The sequence below is a fragment of the Ensifer adhaerens genome (assembly GCF_028993555.1).
Taxonomy (GTDB): domain Bacteria; phylum Pseudomonadota; class Alphaproteobacteria; order Rhizobiales; family Rhizobiaceae; genus Ensifer; species Ensifer adhaerens_I.
Genome location: NZ_CP118610.1, coordinates 100,870 through 121,275, shown reverse-complemented (window position 1 = coordinate 121,275; position 20,406 = coordinate 100,870). Strand labels below are relative to the sequence as shown.

Here is a 20,406-nt window from a genome sequence, read left to right as displayed (position 1 = left end):
TCAAAGGCCGACTTCGTGTTTCCACGGCGGGTTCGCCCCTGCCCTGGAAACCGTGACGGCCGCCGCCTTGGCACCGAGCGCGAGCGCGTTGCGGACGGCAGTCTCACCGAGATCGGCAACATCCGCCTTGGTCAGGAGACCGGCGAGCTTCAGCGACGCCAGCACGCCGGCGTCGAAGGTGTCGCCGGCGCCGACCGTGTCGACGACAGTGACGCGCTCGCCGGCGACCTCGACCTTATGGCGCGCCGTGTAGCCGACGGCACCATCGGCGCCCTTGGTGATCAGCACCAGCTTCGGTCCGCGCTTCAGCCATTCGGCGGCAAGCTCGTCATGGCTGCCGTCCATGCCGAACCAGGCAAGGTCCTCGTCGGAGAACTTGATGATATCGGACATCGCCGCCATGCGGTTCATCCGGGCGAGATGGGCGTCCCTGTCCTTGATGAAACCCGGCCGGATGTTCGGGTCAAAGGAGATCACCCGCTTTTCATGCTCGCGCGTCATCAGGGCTTCATAGGTCGAGCCGCAGGGCTCCGGGATCAGGCTGATCGCACCGAAATGCAGCGCTTCGCAGAAATCGCCGAGCGCCGGCAGATGCTCGATCGTGATCATCCGCCCGGCGGTGTTCTCGTCGAAGAAGGCGTAGCTGGCGTGGCCGTTGACCAGTTTGACGAAGGCGAGTGTGGTGTGCAGCGAGAGCGTCGCGCAGGGGCCGAAATCGACATTCGCCGCCTTCAGCGTCTCGCGCAGGATATCGCCGAACATGTCGTCGGACAGGCCGGTGAAGAAGCCGGTCTGGATGCCGAGGCGGCCGAGCGCGATCGCCGTGTTGAAGATCGCGCCACCGGCATAGGGCGCAAAGGCGCTCTCGCCTGCGGTCGTGTCCCGCGGCAACATGTCGATCAGCGCTTCACCACAACATACGATCATCGGTCGTCCTCCTCGGTCAAATTTCAATCGATTTAAAAACTGAATCTGGGAAGTTGCGAGACCCCGGCCGAACCGGGGCCTCCTTGGACATTACGCCAGGGCGATCACGCCGCCGTTGCGACCCGACCAGGCAAGCGGCGCATTCAGGAAGGCCTCGACTTCACTGAGCGTCTTTTCATCGAAGAGCGCCTGCTGGCGGGCGACCGCAAGGACGTTGCGCCAGGTGGCGATCCAGTGCAGGTCGACGCCCTTGCCCTTCATCTCGCCGACCGCTTCCGGGAAGATGTCGTAGTAGAAGAGCGCGATGCCATGGTCGACGATGCCGCCCGCAGCGCGAATGGCGTCGATGAACTTGAACATCGACCCACCGGCCGTCGTCAGATCCTCGATCACAAGCACGCGCGCGCCTTCCGGCATATGGCCTTCGATCTGGGCGTTGCGGCCGTGGCCCTTCGGCGCCTTGCGAACGTAGATCATCGGCAGGCCGAGACGCTCGGCGAGCATCGCGGCGAAAGGAATGCCGGCCGTCTCGCCACCGGCGACGACGTCGAACTTCTCGAAGCCCGCCTCGCGCAGGATGGAAGCGGCGGCAAAGTCCATCACCGCCGAGCGGATGCGCGGGTAAGAGATGAGCTTGCGGCAGTCGATATAGACGGGGCTCGCCATGCCGGACGACAGCTTGTAGGGCTTGTCGGCGCTGAAATGCACCGCCTTGATCTCCCAGAGCATCTTGGCAACCAGCTCGGCCATCACAGCCTTGTCGGTGAACGCGTTGGAAAACATCAAACTCTCCTTCAATTTCTACAGCGCCGCGCGTCTGTTCAGACGCGCGAAGGTCGCTGTAACACTTTGAACTGCTGCATAATTTTGTCCTTGGATCCATCCGGCCCAGGGAATTATGCAGTGGCGATCAGACGACGGCCCAGTGGAGCGGGAACATCGGATCGAAAACGGTGACCAGACCGGCGCCGGTCTCGATCTTCTTGGGATAGGAAACGGCGTCCGCCTGCTTCCTGAGCGTGATCGTCTCCTCATTGACCGGCAGGCCGTACCAGGCGGGGCCGTTCAGCGAGGCGAAGGCTTCGAGCTTGTCGAGCGCGCCTTCCTCTTCGAACACATACGCCAGGCAGCTCATGGTGTTGATCGAGGTGTAGATGCCGGCGCAGCCACAGGAGCATTCCTTCAGCGGGTCGACGTGCGGTGCGGAGTCCGTGCCGAGGAAGAAGCGCTTGTCGCCGGAGACGGCCGCAGCGCGCAGCGCCAGACGGTGGTTTTCGCGCTTGGCAACCGGCAGGCAGTAGTAGTGCGGCTTGATCCCGCCAACGAGGATGGCGTTGCGGTTGATGATCAGGTGGTGGGTGGTGATCGAGCCGGCAAGGTTTGCCTTCGACGCCTTGATGTAATCGATACCGTCCTTGGTGGTGACGTGCTCCATCGTCACCTTCAGTTCCGGCAGGCGCTTGCGCAAGGGGTCGAGCACGGTCTCGATGAACACGGCCTCGCGGTCGAAGATGTCGACGTCCGCGCTCGTGACTTCGCCATGGACGCAGAGCGGCAGGCCGATCTTCGCCATGCGTTCCAGCACCGGCATCGCCTCGTCGATGTTGCGCACGCCACTGTGTGAATTCGTCGTCGCGCCCGCCGGGTAGAGCTTCACCGCCTTGACGAGGCCGCTTCTATGGCCCGCCTCGACGTCGTCAGGGTTCGTGCCTGCGGTGAGGTAGAGCGTCATCAGCGGCTCGAAGCTATCGCCCGCAGGGATCACTGCAAGGATACGCTCGCGATAGGCGCTGGCGTCTGCGGTGGTGACGACCGGCGGCACCAGGTTGGGCATGATGATCGCGCGGGCGAAGTGGCGGCTGGTATCGGCGATAACGCCTTTCAGCATATCGCCGTCGCGCAGGTGAAGGTGCCAATCATCCGGCCGGCGGATAACGAGGTCTTGCATGGTCAGCGTTCTCCTAGGTCAGGGCGGGATGCAGGCGGAAATCCGCGTACACTTTTCCTGATCCCGCTCCCGGTGCTCGCGCCCGATCCGCGCGCGCGGCTGTGCAGCCGGCAGGTGCGGTGGCGGGCGGTTACTCATGTGGTGGAACCGCGTCTCGATAACACCAATGCGCCCGGGAAGACAATGCGCAATCCGACCATCGCTCAGAAATCCGCAAGCACGCGATCGGCGGGCCGCTGGTGGTCGACGACCCTATGCGCATTCGGGATGTCGTTGCCAAAGGCTTTGCGCTTGGCCGCCTCCTCGTCATAGCCATGATCGTACCAGCGTTGCAAAAGCCGCCGCTCCAGCTCTTCGACACCGGGATTGATGAAGATCGAGAAATCGAAGGCACCCTCGAGCCTGTTCCAGGGCGCCTCGTCGAGCAGCAGGTAGTTTCCCTCCACCAGCACGATGCGGGTCTCGGGGGCGACGATCCTAGCAGATGCGATCGCGATCTCGCGCGAGCGGTCAAAGACCGGAACCAGCACTTCGCCGTCATTGGCGCGGACCGCTGAGATCGTCGACAGGAAAGCCCGGACGTCGAAGGTTTCCGGCGAGCCCTTGCGGGCAAGGAGGCCCTTTTGTTCAAGGACCGCATTGTCCATGTGAAACCCGTCCATCGGCAGGACGGCCGCCTTTTCGCCGCCTGAGACCAGGGTCTCGGCGAGCGCGTCCGCCAGCGTCGACTTGCCGGCACCTGGCGGCCCGGCGATGGCGACGACGAAACGGGCAGCATCCGCCGCCCGTTTCAGGATTTCTTTGGCGATCGGCTCGACGTTCATGCCGCGAGCGCCTCGCGCGGCGGCTCCTTCGCCCCGGTCATGAAGGCGACGGCGTCCGACATCGTGTACTCCTTCGGATTGATGACGCAGAGCCGCTTGCCGAGCCGGTGAACGTGGATGCGGTCGGCCACCTCGAATACATGCGGCATGTTGTGCGAGATCAGCACGATCGGCAGGCCACGGGCGCGCACGTCGAGGATCAGTTCCAGCACCCGCCGGCTTTCCTTGACGCCGAGTGCCGCCGTCGGTTCATCCATGATCACCACCTTGGAGCCGAAGGCCGCGGCACGCGCCACCGCCACGCCCTGGCGCTGGCCGCCCGAGAGCGTTTCCACCGCCTGGTTGATGTTCTGGATGGTCATCAGGCCAAGCTCGGAGAGCTTTGCCCGCGCCTTCTGTTCCATCGCCGCGCGATCGAGGGTGCGGAAGAGCTTGCCCATGATGCCAGGCTTGCGGATCTCGCGGCCGAGGAACATGTTGTCGGCGATCGAGAGGGCCGGCGACAGCGCCAGATTCTGGTAGACGGTCTCGATGCCGGCCGAGCGTGCGTCCATCGGCGAGCGGAAGTGAACCGGCTGGCCCTCGAGCCTGATCTCGCCCTCATCCGGCGTGACGGCGCCGGAAATCGCCTTGATCATCGAGGATTTGCCCGCACCGTTGTCGCCGATGACGGCAAGAATCTCGCCCGGGTAGAGATCGAAGTCAGCATGATCGAGGGCCGTCACACGACCATATCGCTTGACCAGGCCGCGCGCGGTGAGAATGGGTTCCTGAGCCATCAGCCTGCTACCTTTCTGATCCATTGGTCGATTGCGACGGCGGTGATGATCAGCACGCCGGTGAGGAAGACCTTCCATTGCGGATCGGCGCCCATCATGTTGAGCCCCATGGAGACGACGCCGACGATCATGGCGCCGATCAGCGTTCCAAGGATCGAGCCGCGTCCACCGAAGAGCGAGATGCCGCCGATGACCGCTGCGGTGATGGCCTGGAGGTTGTAGTCGGTGACCGCAGCCGAGGGCGAGATCGAGCCATTGCGGCCGATCGAGACCCAGGCGGCAAGGGCGGCAATCAGGCCCGCCAGCGTGTAGGCGCTCAAGAGCACGCGGCTGGTGCGGATACCGGAGAGTTTGGCCGCTTCCGGATCATCGCCGACGGCATAGAGGTGGCGTCCCCAGGCGGTATGATTGAGCGCATACCAGAGGCCGAAGACCAGCGCGACCATCGTGATGACGCCGAGGGTGAGCACGGCGGAGCCGACTTTGAAGCTCACGCCGAACACGTGCAGCATCTGGGTGACGGCGGTGACGTCGGCCTCGCGGATCGTTTCGTTCGCCGAATAGATGAAGTTCGTCGACATGATCACGTACCAGGTGCCCAGCGTGACGATGAACGGCGGAAGCTTGACCCTGGACACCAGGAAACCGTTAAGGAGGCCGCACGCGCCGCCGACGACGAAGCCGATGAAGATCGCGATCGGTGCCGGAAGGCCGTAGGTGACGGCGCAATTGCCCATGATGACCGCCGAAAGCACCATGATGACGCCGATCGAAAGATCGATGCCGGCAGTCAGGATCACCAGCGTCTGCGCGGCGCCGAGGATACCGACGATGGCGATCTGCTGGAGGATGAGGGTCAGCGTGTAGGACGAGAAGAACTTGCCCCCGATGGCGATGCCGAAGATCAGGATCGCAGCAACCAGCACGATGAACGGCACAGCCGCCGGCGTCGAATGCAGGAAATGCTGGATCTTCTGGATCGGCGTCTTGTCATGCGTATCGAACGACGCGACCTGCGTTGAACTGTTGACCAGGACTTTTTCGAATTCCTGGGATGGCTGTGCGGCTGTGTTGGGCTCGCCCATGGACCTTCCTCCCGTGAACCCCACTCCCAAGGGGTTGCGATGGTGTCGTGCACAGCCCGCCCACCAAGACGCGGGCAATAGCACTCATTAAAAGCTGCGCGGTTTTCTTCGCCTTGTCAAAGACATCGGCGCTTACGCGAAGGGCGGCCGGGGCCGCCCTTCCGTTGTTTTGTCGTCGTGACCGCCAAGGCCGGGCAATCAGCCCCAGCACTTGTCCGTGCCGACCTTGGTGTCGATCGATTCGACGCCGGCGGCCGGCTTGTCGGTGACGAGCGAAACGCCGGTGTCGAAGAAGTCCTTGCCTTCGGTCGGCTTCGGCTTCTCACCGGTGTCGGCGAACTTCTTGATCGCCTCGATACCGAGGGCGGCCATCATCAGCGGGTACTGCTGCGAGGTCGCGCCGATCACGCCTTCGGCGACCGACTTCACACCCGGGCAACCGCCGTCGACCGACACGATCAGCACGTCGTTTTCCTTGCCGACGGCCTTCAGCGCCTGGTAGGCGCCAACGGCGGCCGGCTCGTTGATGGTGTGGATCACGTTGATCTCAGGGTCTTTCTGCAGAAGGTTTTCCATGGCCTTGCGGCCGCCTTCCTCGTTGCCGTTGGTGACGTCGTGACCGACGATCCGCGGATCATCCTCGTCGCCAATCTTGTTCGGGTCCTTCGTGTCAATGCCGAAGCCCATCATGAAGCCCTGGTCACGCAGGACGTCGACGGTCGGCTGCGACGGAAGGAGATCGAGAAAACCGATCTTGGCGGTCTTGGCGCCCTCACCCATGGTGGCGGCGGCCCACTGGCCGATCAGCTTGCCGGCGAGCAGGTTGTCGGTAGCAAAGGTCGCGTCGGCGGCGGTCGGCGGATCAAGCGGTGTATCAAGGGCGATCACGAGCAGACCGGCTTCCTGCGCCTTTTTCACCTGGTCGACAATCGCCTTGGTATCGGAAGCGGCGATCAGGATGCCCTTGGCGCCATCGGCAATGCAGGATTCGACCGCGGCCACCTGGCTGTCATGGTCGCCGTCGATCTTGCCGGCATAGGCCTTCAGAGTCACGCCGAGTTCCTGGGCCTTGGCGGTGGCACCCTCCTTCATCTTGACGAAGAAGGGATTGGTATCGGTCTTGGTAATGAGGCAGGCGCCAACATCAGCAGCCTGCGCCGGCGCGGCGAAGACAACGCCAAGCGACAGCGCGCCAAAAGCAGCAGAAAGAACAGTCTTCTTCATGAAATCCTCCCAAGGATTGAAAATCGTGCCAGCGGACCGGCCCAGGCCACACCTTTCGCAGCATTCTCCTCCGCTGCAATTGGCGCTTCCGAGACAAAAACAAACACTAAATTTCCGGGGTGTCAATAAATAAATCAAATTGAATTATTATTTCGATGTGGCATTCTTGGGATGACGAGGCTCCGCCCCAGGATTGCAGCGCCCGTCAAATTGACAGAGCCGCGACAAGCGGAAACAACAGACCTGCGCCAAGCGGACGCCAGAGCGGGATGAGGAACAGTGGATGCGGTTTCCGCCCGCATCCTGCTCAAAATAATCTAATGCCAACGGGAGGAGACGGTGGCATGTCATTGACAGACGGTCCTGATCGGGGACCGACGCAACCAGAAGTCATCGATCCAAGCGGTGGCGCCAACCAGACGCGTGTGCGCGCCTATAACGAGCGCCTGGTCATGTCGCTGGTCAGACGCCACGGCGGCCTCTCCAAAGCCGATATCGCCCGCCGTTCCGGCCTTTCCGCGCAGACCGTTTCGGTGATCATGCGGGCGCTCGAAAGCGACGGCCTGCTGGTCAAGGGCGACCCTGTTCGCGGCAAGGTCGGACAACCATCGACGCCGATGCGGCTCAACCCGGACGCGGTCTTTTCCTTCGGCGTGAAGATCGGCCGGCGCAGCGCCGATCTCGTGCTCATGGATTTCGTCGGCACCATCCGGCTGCACCTGCACCATGTGCATGCCTATCCGCTGCCTGGCGATCTCGTCGACTTCATCATTTCGGGCATGGCGAAGCATGAACAGCAACTGACGCCGGACCAGCGCAAGCGGATCGCCGGTGTCGGCATCGCCACGCCCTTCGAACTCTGGAACTGGGCGGAGGAAGTGGGCGCGCCGCGGGAAGAAATGAACAAGTGGCGCGATATCGATCTGCAAGCCGCGATATCGGCCCGCACCGCCTATCCGGTCTTCCTGCAGAACGACGGCACCAGCGCCTGCGGCGCCGAGCTCGCCTTCGGCGTCGGCGCCAGCTACCCCGATTTCGTCTACTTCTACATCGGCTCGTTCATCGGTGGCGGCGTCGTCCTGAATTCCGCACTCTTCTCCGGACGCACTGGCACCGCCGGCGCCGTGGGCCCGCTGCCGGTCTCGGGCAAGGACGGCAAGACCATCCAGCTGCTCAAGATCGCCTCGGTCTTCGTTCTCGAGAACCTTTTGCGCGACCGTGGCATCGACCCGCGGCCGCTCTGGTACTCGGCCGACGACTGGATCGACTTCGGCGAGCCGCTCGACATCTGGATCGACGACTGCGGCGCGGCCCTTGCGCAGGCCGTCGTGTCGGCCGTTTCGATCGTCGACTTCTCGGCCGTCGTCATCGACGGCGGCTTTCCGCCCTGGGTTCGGGCCCGGCTGCTCGCTGCGACACGCAAGGCGCTCTACGACCTCGACCTCCAGGGGGTGACCATTCCGGAACTGGTGGAAGGCATGGTCGGCAGCCACGCCCGCGCCATCGGCGGCGCCAGCCTACCGCTGTTCTCCCGCTACCTGCTCGATACCAATGTCCTGTTCAAGGAGCTCAGCTGATGCTGAAAGGACTAAACCCGATCCTCAGTCCAGAATTGCTCTACGCGCTCAGAGCCATGGGGCATGGCGACGAGATCGCGCTCGTCGACGGCAACTATCCGGGCCAGGAACACGCGCGCCGGCTCATCCGGCTCGACGGGCATGCGTTGATCCCGGTGCTCGACGCCATCCTCAGCGTTTTGCCGATCGACGATTTCGTGTCCGAAGCAATCTTCCGCGCGACAGTCAAGCAGGACAAGGACGCACTCGACCCGGTGCATCGCGAGATCATCGATTGTTGCGGACGTCATGAGCCGGACCGTCGCGTCGTTCCCCTGCTCGGCGCGGATTTCTATCCGCGGGTCAAAGCTGCCCACACCGTGGTCCAGACCAGCGAGCCCCGGCTTTACGGCAATGTCATCCTGCGCAAGGGTGTGATCTATCCCTGAAACGCAAAAAGCCCGCCGATAGACGGCGGGCTTTTGTGATTGGTACGAAACCGGGCTCAGGCGCCGCGCTTGTCAACCGACAGCGCGCCAGGACCGAAAGCAGCGAGCACGAGGAAACCACCGGCGATCGCGATGTTCTTCATCATCATCAGGCCGTTGAAGACGGTCAGCAGGCCATTGGCTTCCGGCGGGAAGGTCGGGATGTTGATCGCGCCGCTGTGGAAGGCGAAGGCGGTCACGAGGCTGAACGCCGCAAGCAGGTAGGCAGCAATCTTCGTCTGGAAGCCGACGAGAACGGCAAGTCCGGCGACGAGTTCGAAGAGGCCGGCAAGGTAGGCGAGTGCGGTCGGAGCCGGCCAACCAGCGCCGGTGATCATCTGGGCCGTGCCCGACGGATCCATGAGCTTGCTGAAACCGGACATGATGAACATGATGGAAAGGAGGACGCGTCCGATAAGGACGACAACATTCTGAGGCATGCGAGGCTCCTGTGAGAAACGGTTGTTGGCAACAGAAGTATCAGCATTTTCAAAATCATCTAGCCGCTTCGGAAGCGACAGATCGTTCAAGAAAATGAAACGACCAGCTGACATCGTCAACCTCGGAGCCTGGCGCTTGCTGACTTGTCCGCGGACGAACATGGAACCACATCGTCGGCGCATCGTTCTTTTCTATTGCAAGGACGAGGCGGCTGGGCGAAGAATTTCGGCGCGGCAGGGGACGCCGCGCGGGGGCATGTCATGAACGAAATCAACCGGAGCCCGACATTCTGGCGCTCGTTTCCAATCTTTGAAGAATTCGACAAGGATGCCATTGCCGAACTTGCCGATATTGCGACCTACAGGAAGTGGCCGGCCGGCACCGTAATCTTCCAGCGTGGCGACGAAGGCAATTACATGATTGTCGTCATCTCCGGGCGCATCAAGCTGTCGCTGATCACGCCACAAGGCCGCGAACTCATGCTGCGCCAGCACGAAGCCGGGGCGATCTTCGGCGAGATGGCGGTGCTTGATGGCCAGACGCGGTCTGCCGACGCCACGGCGATGACCGCCTCCGAGGGCTACGTGATCGGCAAGAAGGCCTTTCTCGATATCGTCACCAACCGGCCGGAAGCGGCCGAAGCCGTCATCCGCTTTCTCTGCGCGCAGCTGCGCGACACGACCGAGCGGCTCGAGACCATCGCGCTTTACGATCTCAATGCCCGCGTCGCGCGCTTCTTCCTTGCCACGCTCAGGCAGATTCACGGAAACGAGCTGCCGGAAAGTGCCAATCTCCGGTTGACCATGAGCCAGACGGATATCGCCGGTGTGCTCGGCGCCAGCCGGCCGAAGGTCAACCGCGCCATCCAATGGCTGGAGGAGAGCGGCGCGATCAAGCGCAGCGACGGCATCATAGCCTGCAAGGTCGGCCGCCTGCACAGCATTGCCGACCCGGAGGAGGACTAGACCGCATGGCCGCTGAGCCGCGCCGGCAATTGCGCCTCACTCCGCTTGCCGGCGGGTTCCTGACGAGCCTGCTGGTTGCCGTCGCTCTCTATCTCTTCGCCGAGCCGGTATTCGAAACGCAGCGCGAGCTGTTCTTCGACAGCCTGACGCAATGGATTCCTGCCCCGCAATCGCCTGACATCCTTGTCGTCGACATCGACCGCCAGGCCAACCAATCACGCCCCTCTGGCGAATGGGACCGGACCGCAACCGCCGATCTTCTGTCGGGGCTTGCGTCGGCTGGCGCCAAGGCCGTGGCCGTCGACTTCGTCTTTAGCGCCGATTGCAATGCGACCGGCGATGGCAACGCGGCCCTCGCTTCCGCCCTTGGACGCGTTCCCGTCGTGCTCGGCTTTCTTGTGGCCGACACGGTGCAGGAGCGGCCGCGCCCGGTGCCGCCATTGGCACTGAGCCGCCCCTTCGCCCCGCCCGAGCTCTGGTTCCTCGATGGCGCCGAAACCTCCTGTGCCGCGTTCATGGACCGTGCGAAGGCGGCGGCGGCCTCGTTTCTCGTTGGTGACGAGGATGCGCGCATCCGCCGGGTTCAGGCGTATGCCATTCTCGGCAACGACGCCTACCCGACGTTGGCGATCGAGGCGACACGGCTGATGCGTGGAGCCGGAACGCCCATCCTCGGCGGCACACCCGCCTGGCTGCGCATCGACGGACAGGTGATCGCGCTCGACGAAACCGGCAGCCTGCGCTTCGTCGCCAGTGCCGCGGACCGGCTCGCCGCCCGCACCGTTTCCGCCGCCGACGTGCTGTCCGGCAAGGCGGCAGCAGACCGGTTTACCGGCAAACTCGTGCTCATCGGCAGCAGCCTGCCGAACCTTGGGGGCTTGCGGCCCAGCGCCTCGATGCCGCTCGAGCCCTCGGTTCAGATCCACGCGGATATTGCCAACGCGATCCTGACCGGCTTCATACCGAAGCGCGACGATCGACTTCCGCTCGCCGAGGCCGCCATGGCCCTCATCGCCGGACTCGGCATCGCCTTCGCGGCCGCCCGCCTTCGACCGCTGATATCGGCGGCGCTCGGCCTTGGTGCGGTTGCCGCCGTTGTCGCGGCAGCAGCCTCCATCTATGACATCAGCGGCTGGCTTATCGATGCGGTCAGCATTTCCGTCGCGCTCGCCGTGGTTCTCGCGGTCACGAGCGTCCTGCAGTTTACCCGGGTGCGGCGAGCGGAAGCCGCGGCGCGGCAGAAATTCTCGCAATACCTGCCGCAATCGGTCGTCGCCCGCTACATCGACAATCCCGGGCTTGCGCGCGTGGCCGGCGAGGAGCGGCAGGTGACGGCGCTCTTCACCGATATCGAGAGCTTTTCGTCCCTGTCGCAAAGGCTGAAACCGCGGGACCTCATCGCGCTGCTCGACATCTACTTTGCCGAGGTCAATGCGCTGGTGGCGGCGCATGGTGGCATGGTCGACAAGGTGGTCGGCGATGCGGTGCACGCCTTTTTCAATGCGCCCGAAGACCTCCCTCAGCATGTCGACAGGGCCATCGATTGCGCCAGGGCGATCCATGCGCTGACCGAAGAGATGCGTCGGCGTCCGCAGTTCGCGGCCAACAGCTTCGGCAGGACGAGGATCGGCGTCGAGACCGGGCCGGCTGTCGTCGGCGAAGTCGGCGCCGGCGGCAAGCTCGACTACACGGCCCATGGGGACGCGATCAACCTGGCCGCACGGTTGCAGGAGGCGAACAAGTTCCTCGGCACCGCAATCTGCGTTGGGCCCGCCGCGGCGGCGGAAAGCAGGCAGCCGCTTCGCCCGCTCGGCAGCCACGAAATTCGCGGCTTTGCGACGATGGAGCTTTTTACGGTTGCGGATTAAAGCGCCGGAAAGCCAGCTGCCGGGACACAACGTGCAAGGCAGCCTATTGTCCGGAATAGCGTCGGCTCAACGTGTCAGGCCGACGCTGGCATAGGCTTCCCTGATACGCGGCTCACCCCAGTTGATGGGCTCGCTCGGGGCGTCACCACGGTGATGGAACTCCACCCCCTGCCCCGCAGCGACGATCCGGGTCACACTACCACGCGCGACCGAAACGCTGCCATGTTCGACGAAGACGGCGAATGCGGCTCGGCTCGGCCCGCAGAAAAATTTGGTGCCGCGAACGCCGATCATGCCGAAGGCGGTGCGAACCGCTACATCGACCTTCGGCAGGCCCTCGGGCCGGTCGAAGACCATGCGACCCGTTCCGAGTTCGAGCGTGCCGCCCTGACCGGCGATGAAGCTATCGACGAGCAATTCGGTTTCAGCGCCGAGCAGCACGCGCGTGTCGGTGCCGAGGTTCAAGGTCGCAAAACTCTCGGCGCTCGTGTGCACGCGGTCATTCTCAAAGAGCTGGCTGCCGCCCGCGAGCGGGTCATCCTTATCCGCCTGCTTCCGTCGAACGTCGCCGCGGACCTCCGTTGCCTCGCCAAGGGAGGGGCTTGCCCAGGAGGTGGCAACACCACCACCGGCCGCCGCCAGCAACAGACCACCGACGACGACGCGTCGGCTCACCAGCATCTTGCGCATTGGCGCTGCCAGATCTTCCATTGCCCCTCTCCCGTTTGAGCGTTGCGACATTCGAGGATAGCCCCGGCGTTCCCGGATGCAAGCCGGCTCAAAGGCCGCCCCACATGTTCCTCCGTCACTCCGCCAGAGCTTTTGCCTGCGGGCTGTTCCCGCCGGAACAGCCTTCCGCGAAGGTCGCCGATAAATTCATCGTCAAGAGAAGGGGAGAGCACCATGGAAAAGCGCAGCACATCCGGCACCCGCATCATCAACGCCCTGTTGCTGGCGATCGTCAGCCTGCTCGCGGTGGCGGCGATCGCCCTGCCGTCGGCACGTGCTGCCGAGCTCTCCGCTGCCGAAGTCTGCGACCGCGAAGCGGGCAGCATCTTCGACCTGCAACGCAACCAGACTTTCCCGGCCGTTGCCACCGACGACATCAGCATCGGCGTGGCGCTTTCGGCCTGCCGCGAGGCCTATAACCAGAAGAGCGGCGCGCGCGCCGAATTTCAGCTTGCCCGCGTGCTCGACAAGGCAGGCCAGAAGGCCCAGTCGCTGCGCATTCTCGGCGAAGCAGCCGAACACGGCCACGCGCTGGCGATGACCAATTACGCTGTCCTCATGGGTGAACAGGGCGACACCGCCACCGAATTCGCACTGAACCAGAAGGCCGCTGCCGCCGGCAATGTTCTCGCCGCCTACAATCTCGGCGTTTCCTATCGCGACGGCATGGGCACGCCGGTCAACGGCAAGCTGGCGGTCGAATGGTTCGAACGGGCAACGCTCGCCGGCGACGACGTCGCCGCCTTCAACCTGGCGGTCATCCTGGACGAGGGCAAGCTGGTACCGGAAGACAACGCCAAGGCTGCCAAGCTTTATCGCCTGGCCGCAGACCGCGGCAATGTCGATGCCATGGTCAATCTCGGCCTCATGCTCGAGAACGGTGAAGGCACCGCCAAGGATATCCCGGCCGCCCGTGCGATCTTCCGCAAGGCCGCCAACGAGGGTGACGCCTTCGCCGAACGCAAGCTCGCGGAACTTAGTGGCAGCGACGCCCTGCAGACCGCCATGCTCGGCAAGACCAGCCGTATCAAGTAACTGAACACGCCTCCCAAGGGCCAGCGCGGGTCGGAGATCTCAAGATCTTCGGCCCGCGCTTTCGTTTGGAGCACAGGGAGCGTGAAGCGTCGCTGGCAGGTGTGTGTCAGCGAATCTCGCCTGCCTGCGGTCCCCAGGTGTCGGTGAGCGCAAAACCGTCGGCGAGCGGATCGAAGGGGTCGAGCGCCACCTGGTGCAGGCCGAAGGTCCAGCCGCGGCCGGCGATCGTCGGGATGATCGCCTCGCGGCCGGCAACGGTGGTCACACCTTCGAGGCCGACTTCGAATTCCGAACCGATGATCGAGCGGGACTTCAGGACATCACCGACCTTGACCTTGCCGCGTGCGTGCAGCGTCGCGAGGTTGGCCGAGCTGCCGGTGCCGCAGGGTGAGCGGTCGACGCGGCCCGGCCACATGGTCGTGCAGGTGCGGATCGTGCCATCCGCCTCGACATCGCGGAACATCACATAGGCGACACCCTTGATCTCAGGGATTTCCGGATGGACGACGGGGATCGTGCGGTTGACGATGTCCTTGAGGATCATGCCGGCTTCGACGATCTCGCGGGCGTTGGCCTTGTCGATCGTCGTGCCGATCTGGCCGACATCGACCAGCGCATAGAAGATGCCGCCATAGCAGAGATCAAGCTTGATCTTGCCCCACTTCGGCGTATCGACCTCGACGTCGAGTTCGTGCACGAAGGACGGAACCATCGTCAGCTTCACTTTTTCGCAACGACCGTCGCGGCAGGTGGCAGTGGCCTTGACGAGGCCCGACGCCGTGTCGAGCATCACCACGGTCTCCGGCTCCTTCATCTCGATGATGCCGGATTCAAGCAGCGCCGTGGTGACGCAGATCGAGTTCGAGCCGGACATGGCATGCGCCTGGTCAGCCTGAAGGATGATGAAGCCGGCATCGGCTTCCGGCCGCTTCGGCGGTACCAGCAGGTTGACCGAGCCGATCGAGCCGGAGCGCGGCTCCAGACACAGGAACCGGCGCAGGCTGTCATCGACGGTATTGATGTGGTTGAGCTGCTCGGCGATCGAGTTTCCCGGGATCTTCGGCACGCCGCCGATCGCGACCTTGCCGATCTCACCCTCGCAATGAACGTCCAGCAACTGGATCGTGCGCTTCCACCGCATGCCGTTTCTCCAACTCGTTTGCCATCGCCCAGTGGCGCTGATGGCTGATATATCAGATGCGTTTGCATTAGCGCTTTCCCGAGCCCGCCGCAAGAAAAACCGCCGGGCTCCGAGCGAGTCGCCCCAAAGTTGCCGCTTGACGCGTCACACGCCACGAGACAGCTTGGGTCACCTACGACGTTACCCTGGATCCCCATGACAAAGCTGATCATTTTCACCGACCTGCACATGGTGCCCGAGGGCACGACGATCATCGGCCTTGATCCCTTTCAGCGCCTTGCGACCGGCATCGAGCACGTCAACCGCTACCATGCGGACGCCGACCGCGTGATTTTCACCGGCGACCTCACCCACTACGCCGATCGCGCCTCCTACGAACGGCTGAAGCAGCTTGTCGATCAGCTTGTCCCACCGGTCGCCATCACCATCGGCAATCACGACCGGCGCGAGATTTTTCTCGATGTCTTCGCGGGCACGCCAGCGGACGAGCACGGTTTCGTGCAGCAGGCGATCGATTTTCCGGATTGCCGTGCCATCCTGCTCGATACGCTCTTTGCGCCGCCCTATGACTATCCAACCAGCCATGCCGGCCTTCTCTGCGCCAAGCGCCTTGCCTGGCTTGACCGGCAGCTTGGCGAGGCCGGCGACAAGCCGGCGCTCATCTTCATGCATCATCCGCCGCACCGGACAGGCTTTACCGGCATGGACATGATCCGGCTCGCCAACGAGACGGAGTTCTACGATCTGGTCAAACGGCACGGTAACGTCCGGCATATCTTCGCCGGGCACGTACACCGCACGATCAGCGGCTCCAGCCGCGGCATTCCCTTCTCGGTCTTCAAGAGCCCGGTGCACCAGCAACCGATGCCCTTCGACGCACCAGACGCGTCACTGTCCGTCGATGAACCTGCTGCCTATGGCATCGCGGTGGTGACGGACGATGGCGTGCTGGTGCATACGGAAGACTACGAGATCGCACGCCGCGATGCCGCTATCGCGTGAGGGCCATTTCAGACCGCGGACCTTCATGCTAGTTTGACGCATGACCGAACCCGCATCCATTGACGAAACCTTCGACTGTCAGAGCTGTGGCGCATGCTGCGCCTATTCGGCCGACTGGCCGCGCTTCTCGCTGGAGACGGACGAGGAGCTCGACCTGATCCCGGCGGAGTACGTGTCCGCCGATCTCGGCGGCATGCGCTGCGAGGACGACCGCTGTTCCGCACTCGGCGGCAAGCTCGGCGAGCACGTCGGCTGCAAGATCTACGCAATCCGGCCGATCGTCTGCCGCACCTGCATGCCCGGCGACGACGAATGCCTGATGGCGCGCGAGAAGCACTTCGGCAAGGCGGCCTGACACAGGATCATCCGGCAATATCGCCAAGATTCCGCATCCTCTCCGGTCTCGATTAGTCGAGACGGTGAAACATTCCGCAAAACTTGGAATTTGCCGGATGGATGTACGGTGAAAGGAAGCGTATTTTCCGCCCACGATCGAGGGTGCGCCGCGCCCTTAGAAACCGCTTCCCGGAGGATAGCGCTCTATGAGCCAGACACCGCTTCACAAGACCACTGCAGAGACCGGCGCGCCGCAGGCTCCGTTCGCCGAGTTCGCTCCGCCGGTTCGACCGCAGAGCACGCTGCGTCAGGCCATTACCGCCGCCTACCGCCGTCCTGAAACCGAAGCGCTGCCCGCACTCATCGAGGCAGCCACCCTTGATGCCGCGACCCGCGCGGCGGCTGCCAAGACCGCCCGCAAGCTGATCGAGGCGCTGCGCGCCAAGCACAAGGGCTCGGGCGTCGAGGGCCTCGTGCAGGAGTATTCGCTTTCGAGCCAGGAAGGCGTGGCGCTGATGTGCCTTGCGGAAGCGCTGCTGCGCATCCCGGACACTGCGACGCGTGACGCGCTGATCCGCGACAAGATCGCCGACGGCGACTGGAAATCGCATATCGGCGGCGGGCGCTCGCTGTTCGTCAATGCCGCCACCTGGGGCCTCGTCGTCACCGGCAAGCTCACCTCGACCGTCAACGACCGCAGCCTTTCGGCAGCACTCACCCGCCTGATCGCCCGTTGCGGCGAGCCGGTGATCCGCCGCGGCGTCGACATGGCGATGCGCATGATGGGTGAGCAGTTCGTCACCGGCGAGACCATCGACGAAGCGCTGCGCCGGTCGCGCGCGCTCGAACAGAAGGGCTTCCGCTACTCCTACGACATGCTCGGCGAAGCAGCGACGACGGCTGCCGATGCGGAGCGCTACTATCGCGACTACGAGACGGCGATCCACGCCATCGGCAAGGCGTCGGCCGGCCGCGGCATCTATGAAGGCCCCGGCATCTCGATCAAGCTTTCGGCACTGCACCCGCGCTACGCCCGTTCGCAGGCCTCGCGCGTCATGGAAGAGCTTCTGCCGAAGGTGAAGGCTCTCGCCGTCATCGCCAAGAAGTATGACATCGGCCTCAACATCGATGCCGAGGAAGCCGATCGCCTGGAACTTTCGCTCGACCTGCTCGAAGAGCTGTGCCTCGACAAGGACCTCGCGGGCTGGGCCGGCATGGGCTTCGTCGTCCAGGCCTACGGCAAGCGCTGCCCCTACGTGCTCGACTTCATCATCGACCTTGCCCGCCGCGCCGAGCGCCGCGTCATGGTGCGCCTGGTCAAGGGCGCCTACTGGGATGCCGAGATCAAGCGCGCGCAGCTCGACGGTCTCGAAGACTTCCCGGTCTATACCCGCAAGATCTACACCGACGTCTCCTATATCGCCTGCGCCAAGAAGCTCTTGGCCGCGACCGACGTGATCTTCCCGCAATTCGCCACCCACAACGCCCAGTCGCTCGCGACCATCTACGAGATGGCCGGCAAGGACTTCAAGGTCGGCAAGTACGAGTTCCAGTGCCTGCACGGCATGGGTGAGCCGCTCTATGACGAAGTGGTCGGCAAGGGCAATCTCGACCGTCCCTGCCGCATCTATGCGCCTGTCGGCACGCACGAGACGCTGCTTGCCTATCTCGTTCGCCGCCTGCTCGAAAACGGCGCGAACTCCTCCTTCGTCAACCGCATCGCCGACCCGAAGGTCTCGGTCGACGAGCTGATTGCCGATCCGGTCGAGATCGTTCGTACCATGCCGGTCGTCGGCGCGCCGCATGACCAAATTGCGCTTCCCGACAACCTCTTCGGTGAAACGCGCCGCAACTCGGCCGGCCTCGACCTTTCCAACGAAGCGGGCCTGACCTCGCTGACCGCAGCACTCCAGGCGAGCGCCGCGATCGACTGGAAGGCCGTGCCGCAACTGGCAACAGGCCCTGCGTCCGGCGAAACCCGCGCCGTCGTCAACCCCGGCGATCACCGCGACGTTGTCGGCTCGGTTACCGAGGCTTCGGAAGCCGACGCCCGCCAGGCCGCAAGCCTTGCCGCCAAGGCCGCCGCAAGCTGGGCTGCCGTCTCGCCGAGCGAGCGCGCGGCCTGCCTCACCCGCGCCGCCGACCTGATGCAGGCACGCATGCCGACCCTGCTCGGCCTGATCTCGCGCGAAGCGGGCAAGTCGCTGCCGAACGCGATTGCCGAAGTGCGCGAGGCCATCGACTTCCTGCGTTATTACGCCGAACAGACCCGCCGCACCCTCGGCCCGGCACATAAGGCGCTTGGACCCATCGTCTGCATCAGCCCGTGGAACTTCCCGCTGGCGATCTTCGCCGGCCAGATTGCCGCCGCACTCGTTGCCGGCAACCCGGTGCTGGCAAAGCCTGCCGAAGAAACACCGCTGATTGCCGCCGAAGGCGTGCGCATCCTGCACGAGGCCGGCATCCCGGCCGACGCGCTGCAGTTGCTGCCCGGCGACGGCCGCATTGGTGCTGCCCTTGTCGCGGCGCCTGAAATCGCCGGCGTGATGTTCACCGGTTCTACCGAAGTCGCCCGGCTGATCCAGGCGCAGCTTGCCGACAGGCTTTCGCCAGCCGGCCGGCCGATCCCGCTGATCGCCGAGACCGGCGGCCAGAACGCCATGATCGTCGACAGCTCGGCGCTTGCCGAACAGGTGGTCGGCGACGTCATCGCCTCGGCCTTCGACAGCGCCGGCCAGCGCTGCTCGGCGCTGCGTGTTCTCTGCCTGCAGGAAGACGTCGCCGACCGCACGCTTTCTATGCTGAAGGGTGCACTGCATGAGCTGAAGATCGGCCGCACGGACCGGCTCTCGGTCGACGTCGGTCCTGTCATCACCGCGGAAGCCAAGGGCATCATCGAGAAGCACATCGAAACGATGCGCGGCCTCGGCCGCAAGGTCGAGCAGATCGGCCCTGCCTCCGGAACCGAACAGGGCACCTTCGTGCCGCCAACGATCATCGAGCTCGACAAGCTCTCCGATCTCAAGCGCGAAGTCTTCGGTCCGGTGCTGCATGTCATTCGCTACCGCCGCGACGATCTCGACCGGTTGATCGACGACATCAACGCCACCGGCTATGGCCTCACCTTCGGCCTGCACACGCGCCTCGACGAGACGATAGCCCACGTCACCTCGCGGGTGAAGGCGGGCAACCTCTACGTCAACCGCAACGTCATCGGCGCTGTCGTCGGCGTGCAGCCCTTCGGCGGACGCGGCCTTTCCGGCACCGGTCCGAAGGCCGGCGGCCCGCTCTATCTCGGCCGCCTGGTCGCCACCGCCCCGGTGCCGCCGCAGCACAGCTCCGTCCACACGGACCCGGCGCTGCTCGACTTCGCCAAGTGGCTCGACGGCAAGGGTGCCAAGGCCGAAGCAGAAGCCGCCCGTACTGCCGGCAGCAACTCCGCTCTCGGCCTGCTCTCGGAGCTTCCGGGCCCGGTCGGCGAGCGCAACCTCTACGCACTGCATCCGCGCGGCCGCGTCCTCCTGGTTCCGGCGACGGAGACCGGTCTCTACCACCAGCTGGGTGCAGCCCTTGCCACCGGCAACACGGTCGTCATCGACGCTGCCTCAGGTCTTCAGGCATCGTTGAAGGGCCTGCCGGCAAGCATCGCCGCCCGGCTTTCCTGGTCGAAGGACTGGTCGGCCGACGGTCCCTATGCCGGCGCGCTCGTCGAAGGCAACGGTGAACGGGTGCGCGAGGTCAGCAAGGCGATCGCGGGCCTGCCGGGTCCGCTGGTTCTCGTCCAGGCGGCGTCGACCGAAGAGATCGGCAAGAACCCCGACGCCTATTGCCTCAACTGGCTGCTCGAGGAAGTCTCGACCTCGATCAACACGGCCGCCGCCGGCGGCAATGCCAGCCTGATGGCGATCGGCTGATCGAAGCCGGTCCGCGGGACAAGAATGTCCTCTCCCGAATGCGGGAGAGGCGATGACGGGACTGGGTTTCACCCGCCAGCCACGCTGCTTTCCACGACCCTGCCCCTCTCCTCCTCATCTCTGTACAGTTTACAGAGTACCCGC

18 protein-coding genes and 1 pseudogene are annotated in these 20,406 nt (G+C 64.1%); 9 read left to right on the top strand and 10 right to left on the bottom strand.

The genetic code is table 11. The features are described 5' to 3' along the window. The 7 genes from PWG15_RS00570 to PWG15_RS00540 form a co-directional block, all read right to left on the bottom strand. Positions 1-927, bottom strand: a complete 927-nt coding sequence (locus tag PWG15_RS00570; protein ID WP_275022567.1) for a carbohydrate kinase family protein — start codon at positions 925-927, stop codon at positions 1-3. A 90-nt stretch (positions 928-1,017) separates the two neighbouring features. Further along, positions 1,018-1,710, bottom strand: a complete 693-nt coding sequence (locus PWG15_RS00565) for an orotate phosphoribosyltransferase (protein WP_275022566.1) — start codon at positions 1,708-1,710, stop codon at positions 1,018-1,020. A gap of 127 nt (positions 1,711-1,837) precedes the next feature. Next, positions 1,838-2,875 carry a dihydroorotase gene (pyrC, locus tag PWG15_RS00560; protein ID WP_275022565.1) on the bottom strand — a complete coding sequence of 346 codons (1,038 nt, stop codon included), beginning with the start codon at positions 2,873-2,875 and terminating at the stop codon, positions 1,838-1,840. Between the two features lie 203 nt (positions 2,876-3,078). Further along, positions 3,079-3,699 carry a nucleoside triphosphate hydrolase gene (locus PWG15_RS00555; RefSeq protein ID WP_275022564.1) on the bottom strand — a complete coding sequence of 207 codons (621 nt, stop codon included), beginning with the start codon at positions 3,697-3,699 and terminating at the stop codon, positions 3,079-3,081. Beyond that, positions 3,696-4,478, bottom strand: a complete 783-nt coding sequence (locus PWG15_RS00550; RefSeq protein WP_275022563.1) for an ATP-binding cassette domain-containing protein — start codon at positions 4,476-4,478, stop codon at positions 3,696-3,698. The genes PWG15_RS00555 and PWG15_RS00550 overlap by 4 nt, the downstream gene beginning before the upstream one ends. Next, positions 4,478-5,563 (bottom strand): ABC transporter permease, encoded by a 1,086-nt coding sequence (locus tag PWG15_RS00545; RefSeq protein WP_275022562.1) that lies wholly within the window; start codon positions 5,561-5,563, stop codon positions 4,478-4,480. The genes PWG15_RS00550 and PWG15_RS00545 overlap by 1 nt, the downstream gene beginning before the upstream one ends. Before the next feature lie 198 nt (positions 5,564-5,761). After that, entirely contained in the window at positions 5,762-6,787 is a 1,026-nt protein-coding gene (locus tag PWG15_RS00540; protein ID WP_275022561.1) for a sugar ABC transporter substrate-binding protein, read from the bottom strand. 344 nt (positions 6,788-7,131) lie between these two features. On the opposite strand from PWG15_RS00540, the gene PWG15_RS00535 reads away from it, so the two are divergent. Together PWG15_RS00535 and PWG15_RS00530 are read left to right on the top strand one after the other, a co-directional pair. Further along, the gene (locus PWG15_RS00535) at positions 7,132-8,364 is read left to right on the top strand and encodes an ROK family transcriptional regulator (protein ID WP_275022560.1); all 1,233 of its coding nucleotides are present in this window, start codon (positions 7,132-7,134) and stop codon (positions 8,362-8,364) included. Then, positions 8,364-8,792 (top strand): RbsD/FucU family protein, encoded by a 429-nt coding sequence (locus tag PWG15_RS00530; protein ID WP_275022559.1) that lies wholly within the window; start codon positions 8,364-8,366, stop codon positions 8,790-8,792. The genes PWG15_RS00535 and PWG15_RS00530 overlap by 1 nt, the downstream gene beginning before the upstream one ends. A gap of 56 nt (positions 8,793-8,848) precedes the next feature. Here PWG15_RS00530 and PWG15_RS00525 read toward each other — a convergent pair whose 3' ends face one another. Continuing rightward, positions 8,849-9,271, bottom strand: coding sequence for a DoxX family protein (locus tag PWG15_RS00525; RefSeq protein WP_275022558.1), 423 nt, complete (start codon positions 9,269-9,271; stop codon positions 8,849-8,851). A 261-nt stretch (positions 9,272-9,532) separates the two neighbouring features. Between PWG15_RS00525 and PWG15_RS00520 the strand changes: the two genes are divergently transcribed. Both PWG15_RS00520 and PWG15_RS00515 read left to right on the top strand, forming a co-directional pair. Beyond that, positions 9,533-10,237: a Crp/Fnr family transcriptional regulator gene (locus PWG15_RS00520; RefSeq protein WP_275022557.1), complete on the top strand. Its 705-nt coding sequence runs from the start codon at positions 9,533-9,535 to the stop codon at positions 10,235-10,237. Between the two features lie 5 nt (positions 10,238-10,242). After that, positions 10,243-12,105 carry a CHASE2 domain-containing protein gene (locus PWG15_RS00515; protein WP_275022555.1) on the top strand — a complete coding sequence of 621 codons (1,863 nt, stop codon included), beginning with the start codon at positions 10,243-10,245 and terminating at the stop codon, positions 12,103-12,105. 66 nt (positions 12,106-12,171) lie between these two features. Here PWG15_RS00515 and PWG15_RS00510 read toward each other — a convergent pair whose 3' ends face one another. Next, on the bottom strand, positions 12,172-12,795 hold the full coding sequence (locus tag PWG15_RS00510) for a FecR family protein (protein WP_342457055.1): 624 nt from the start codon (positions 12,793-12,795) through the stop codon (positions 12,172-12,174). A gap of 213 nt (positions 12,796-13,008) precedes the next feature. Between PWG15_RS00510 and PWG15_RS36445 the strand changes: the two are divergent. After that, positions 13,009-13,518 (top strand): annotated as a pseudogene (locus PWG15_RS36445) (sel1 repeat family protein); the annotation flags it as partial. A 66-nt stretch (positions 13,519-13,584) separates the two neighbouring features. Next, entirely contained in the window at positions 13,585-13,869 is a 285-nt protein-coding gene (locus PWG15_RS36530) for a tetratricopeptide repeat protein (protein ID WP_425536767.1), read from the top strand. Between the two features lie 106 nt (positions 13,870-13,975). Here PWG15_RS36530 and PWG15_RS00500 read toward each other — a convergent pair whose 3' ends face one another. Then, positions 13,976-15,010 carry a proline racemase family protein gene (locus tag PWG15_RS00500; RefSeq protein ID WP_034797259.1) on the bottom strand — a complete coding sequence of 345 codons (1,035 nt, stop codon included), beginning with the start codon at positions 15,008-15,010 and terminating at the stop codon, positions 13,976-13,978. Between the two features lie 195 nt (positions 15,011-15,205). Between PWG15_RS00500 and PWG15_RS00495 the strand changes: the two genes are divergently transcribed. The 3 genes from PWG15_RS00495 to putA all read left to right on the top strand — a co-directional run bounded on the left by PWG15_RS00495 (position 15,206) and on the right by putA (position 20,262). After that, on the top strand, positions 15,206-16,012 hold the full coding sequence (locus PWG15_RS00495) for a 2', 3'cyclic nucleotide phosphodiesterase SpdA (RefSeq protein WP_275022552.1): 807 nt from the start codon (positions 15,206-15,208) through the stop codon (positions 16,010-16,012). A gap of 40 nt (positions 16,013-16,052) precedes the next feature. After that, entirely contained in the window at positions 16,053-16,367 is a 315-nt protein-coding gene (locus PWG15_RS00490) for a YkgJ family cysteine cluster protein (RefSeq protein WP_275022551.1), read from the top strand. Positions 16,368-16,554: 187 nt separating this feature from the next. After that, a complete protein-coding gene (gene putA / locus PWG15_RS00485) occupies positions 16,555-20,262 on the top strand; it encodes a trifunctional transcriptional regulator/proline dehydrogenase/L-glutamate gamma-semialdehyde dehydrogenase (protein ID WP_275022550.1) in 3,708 nt (1,235 codons plus the stop codon). Positions 20,263-20,406: the final 144 nt, after the last annotated feature.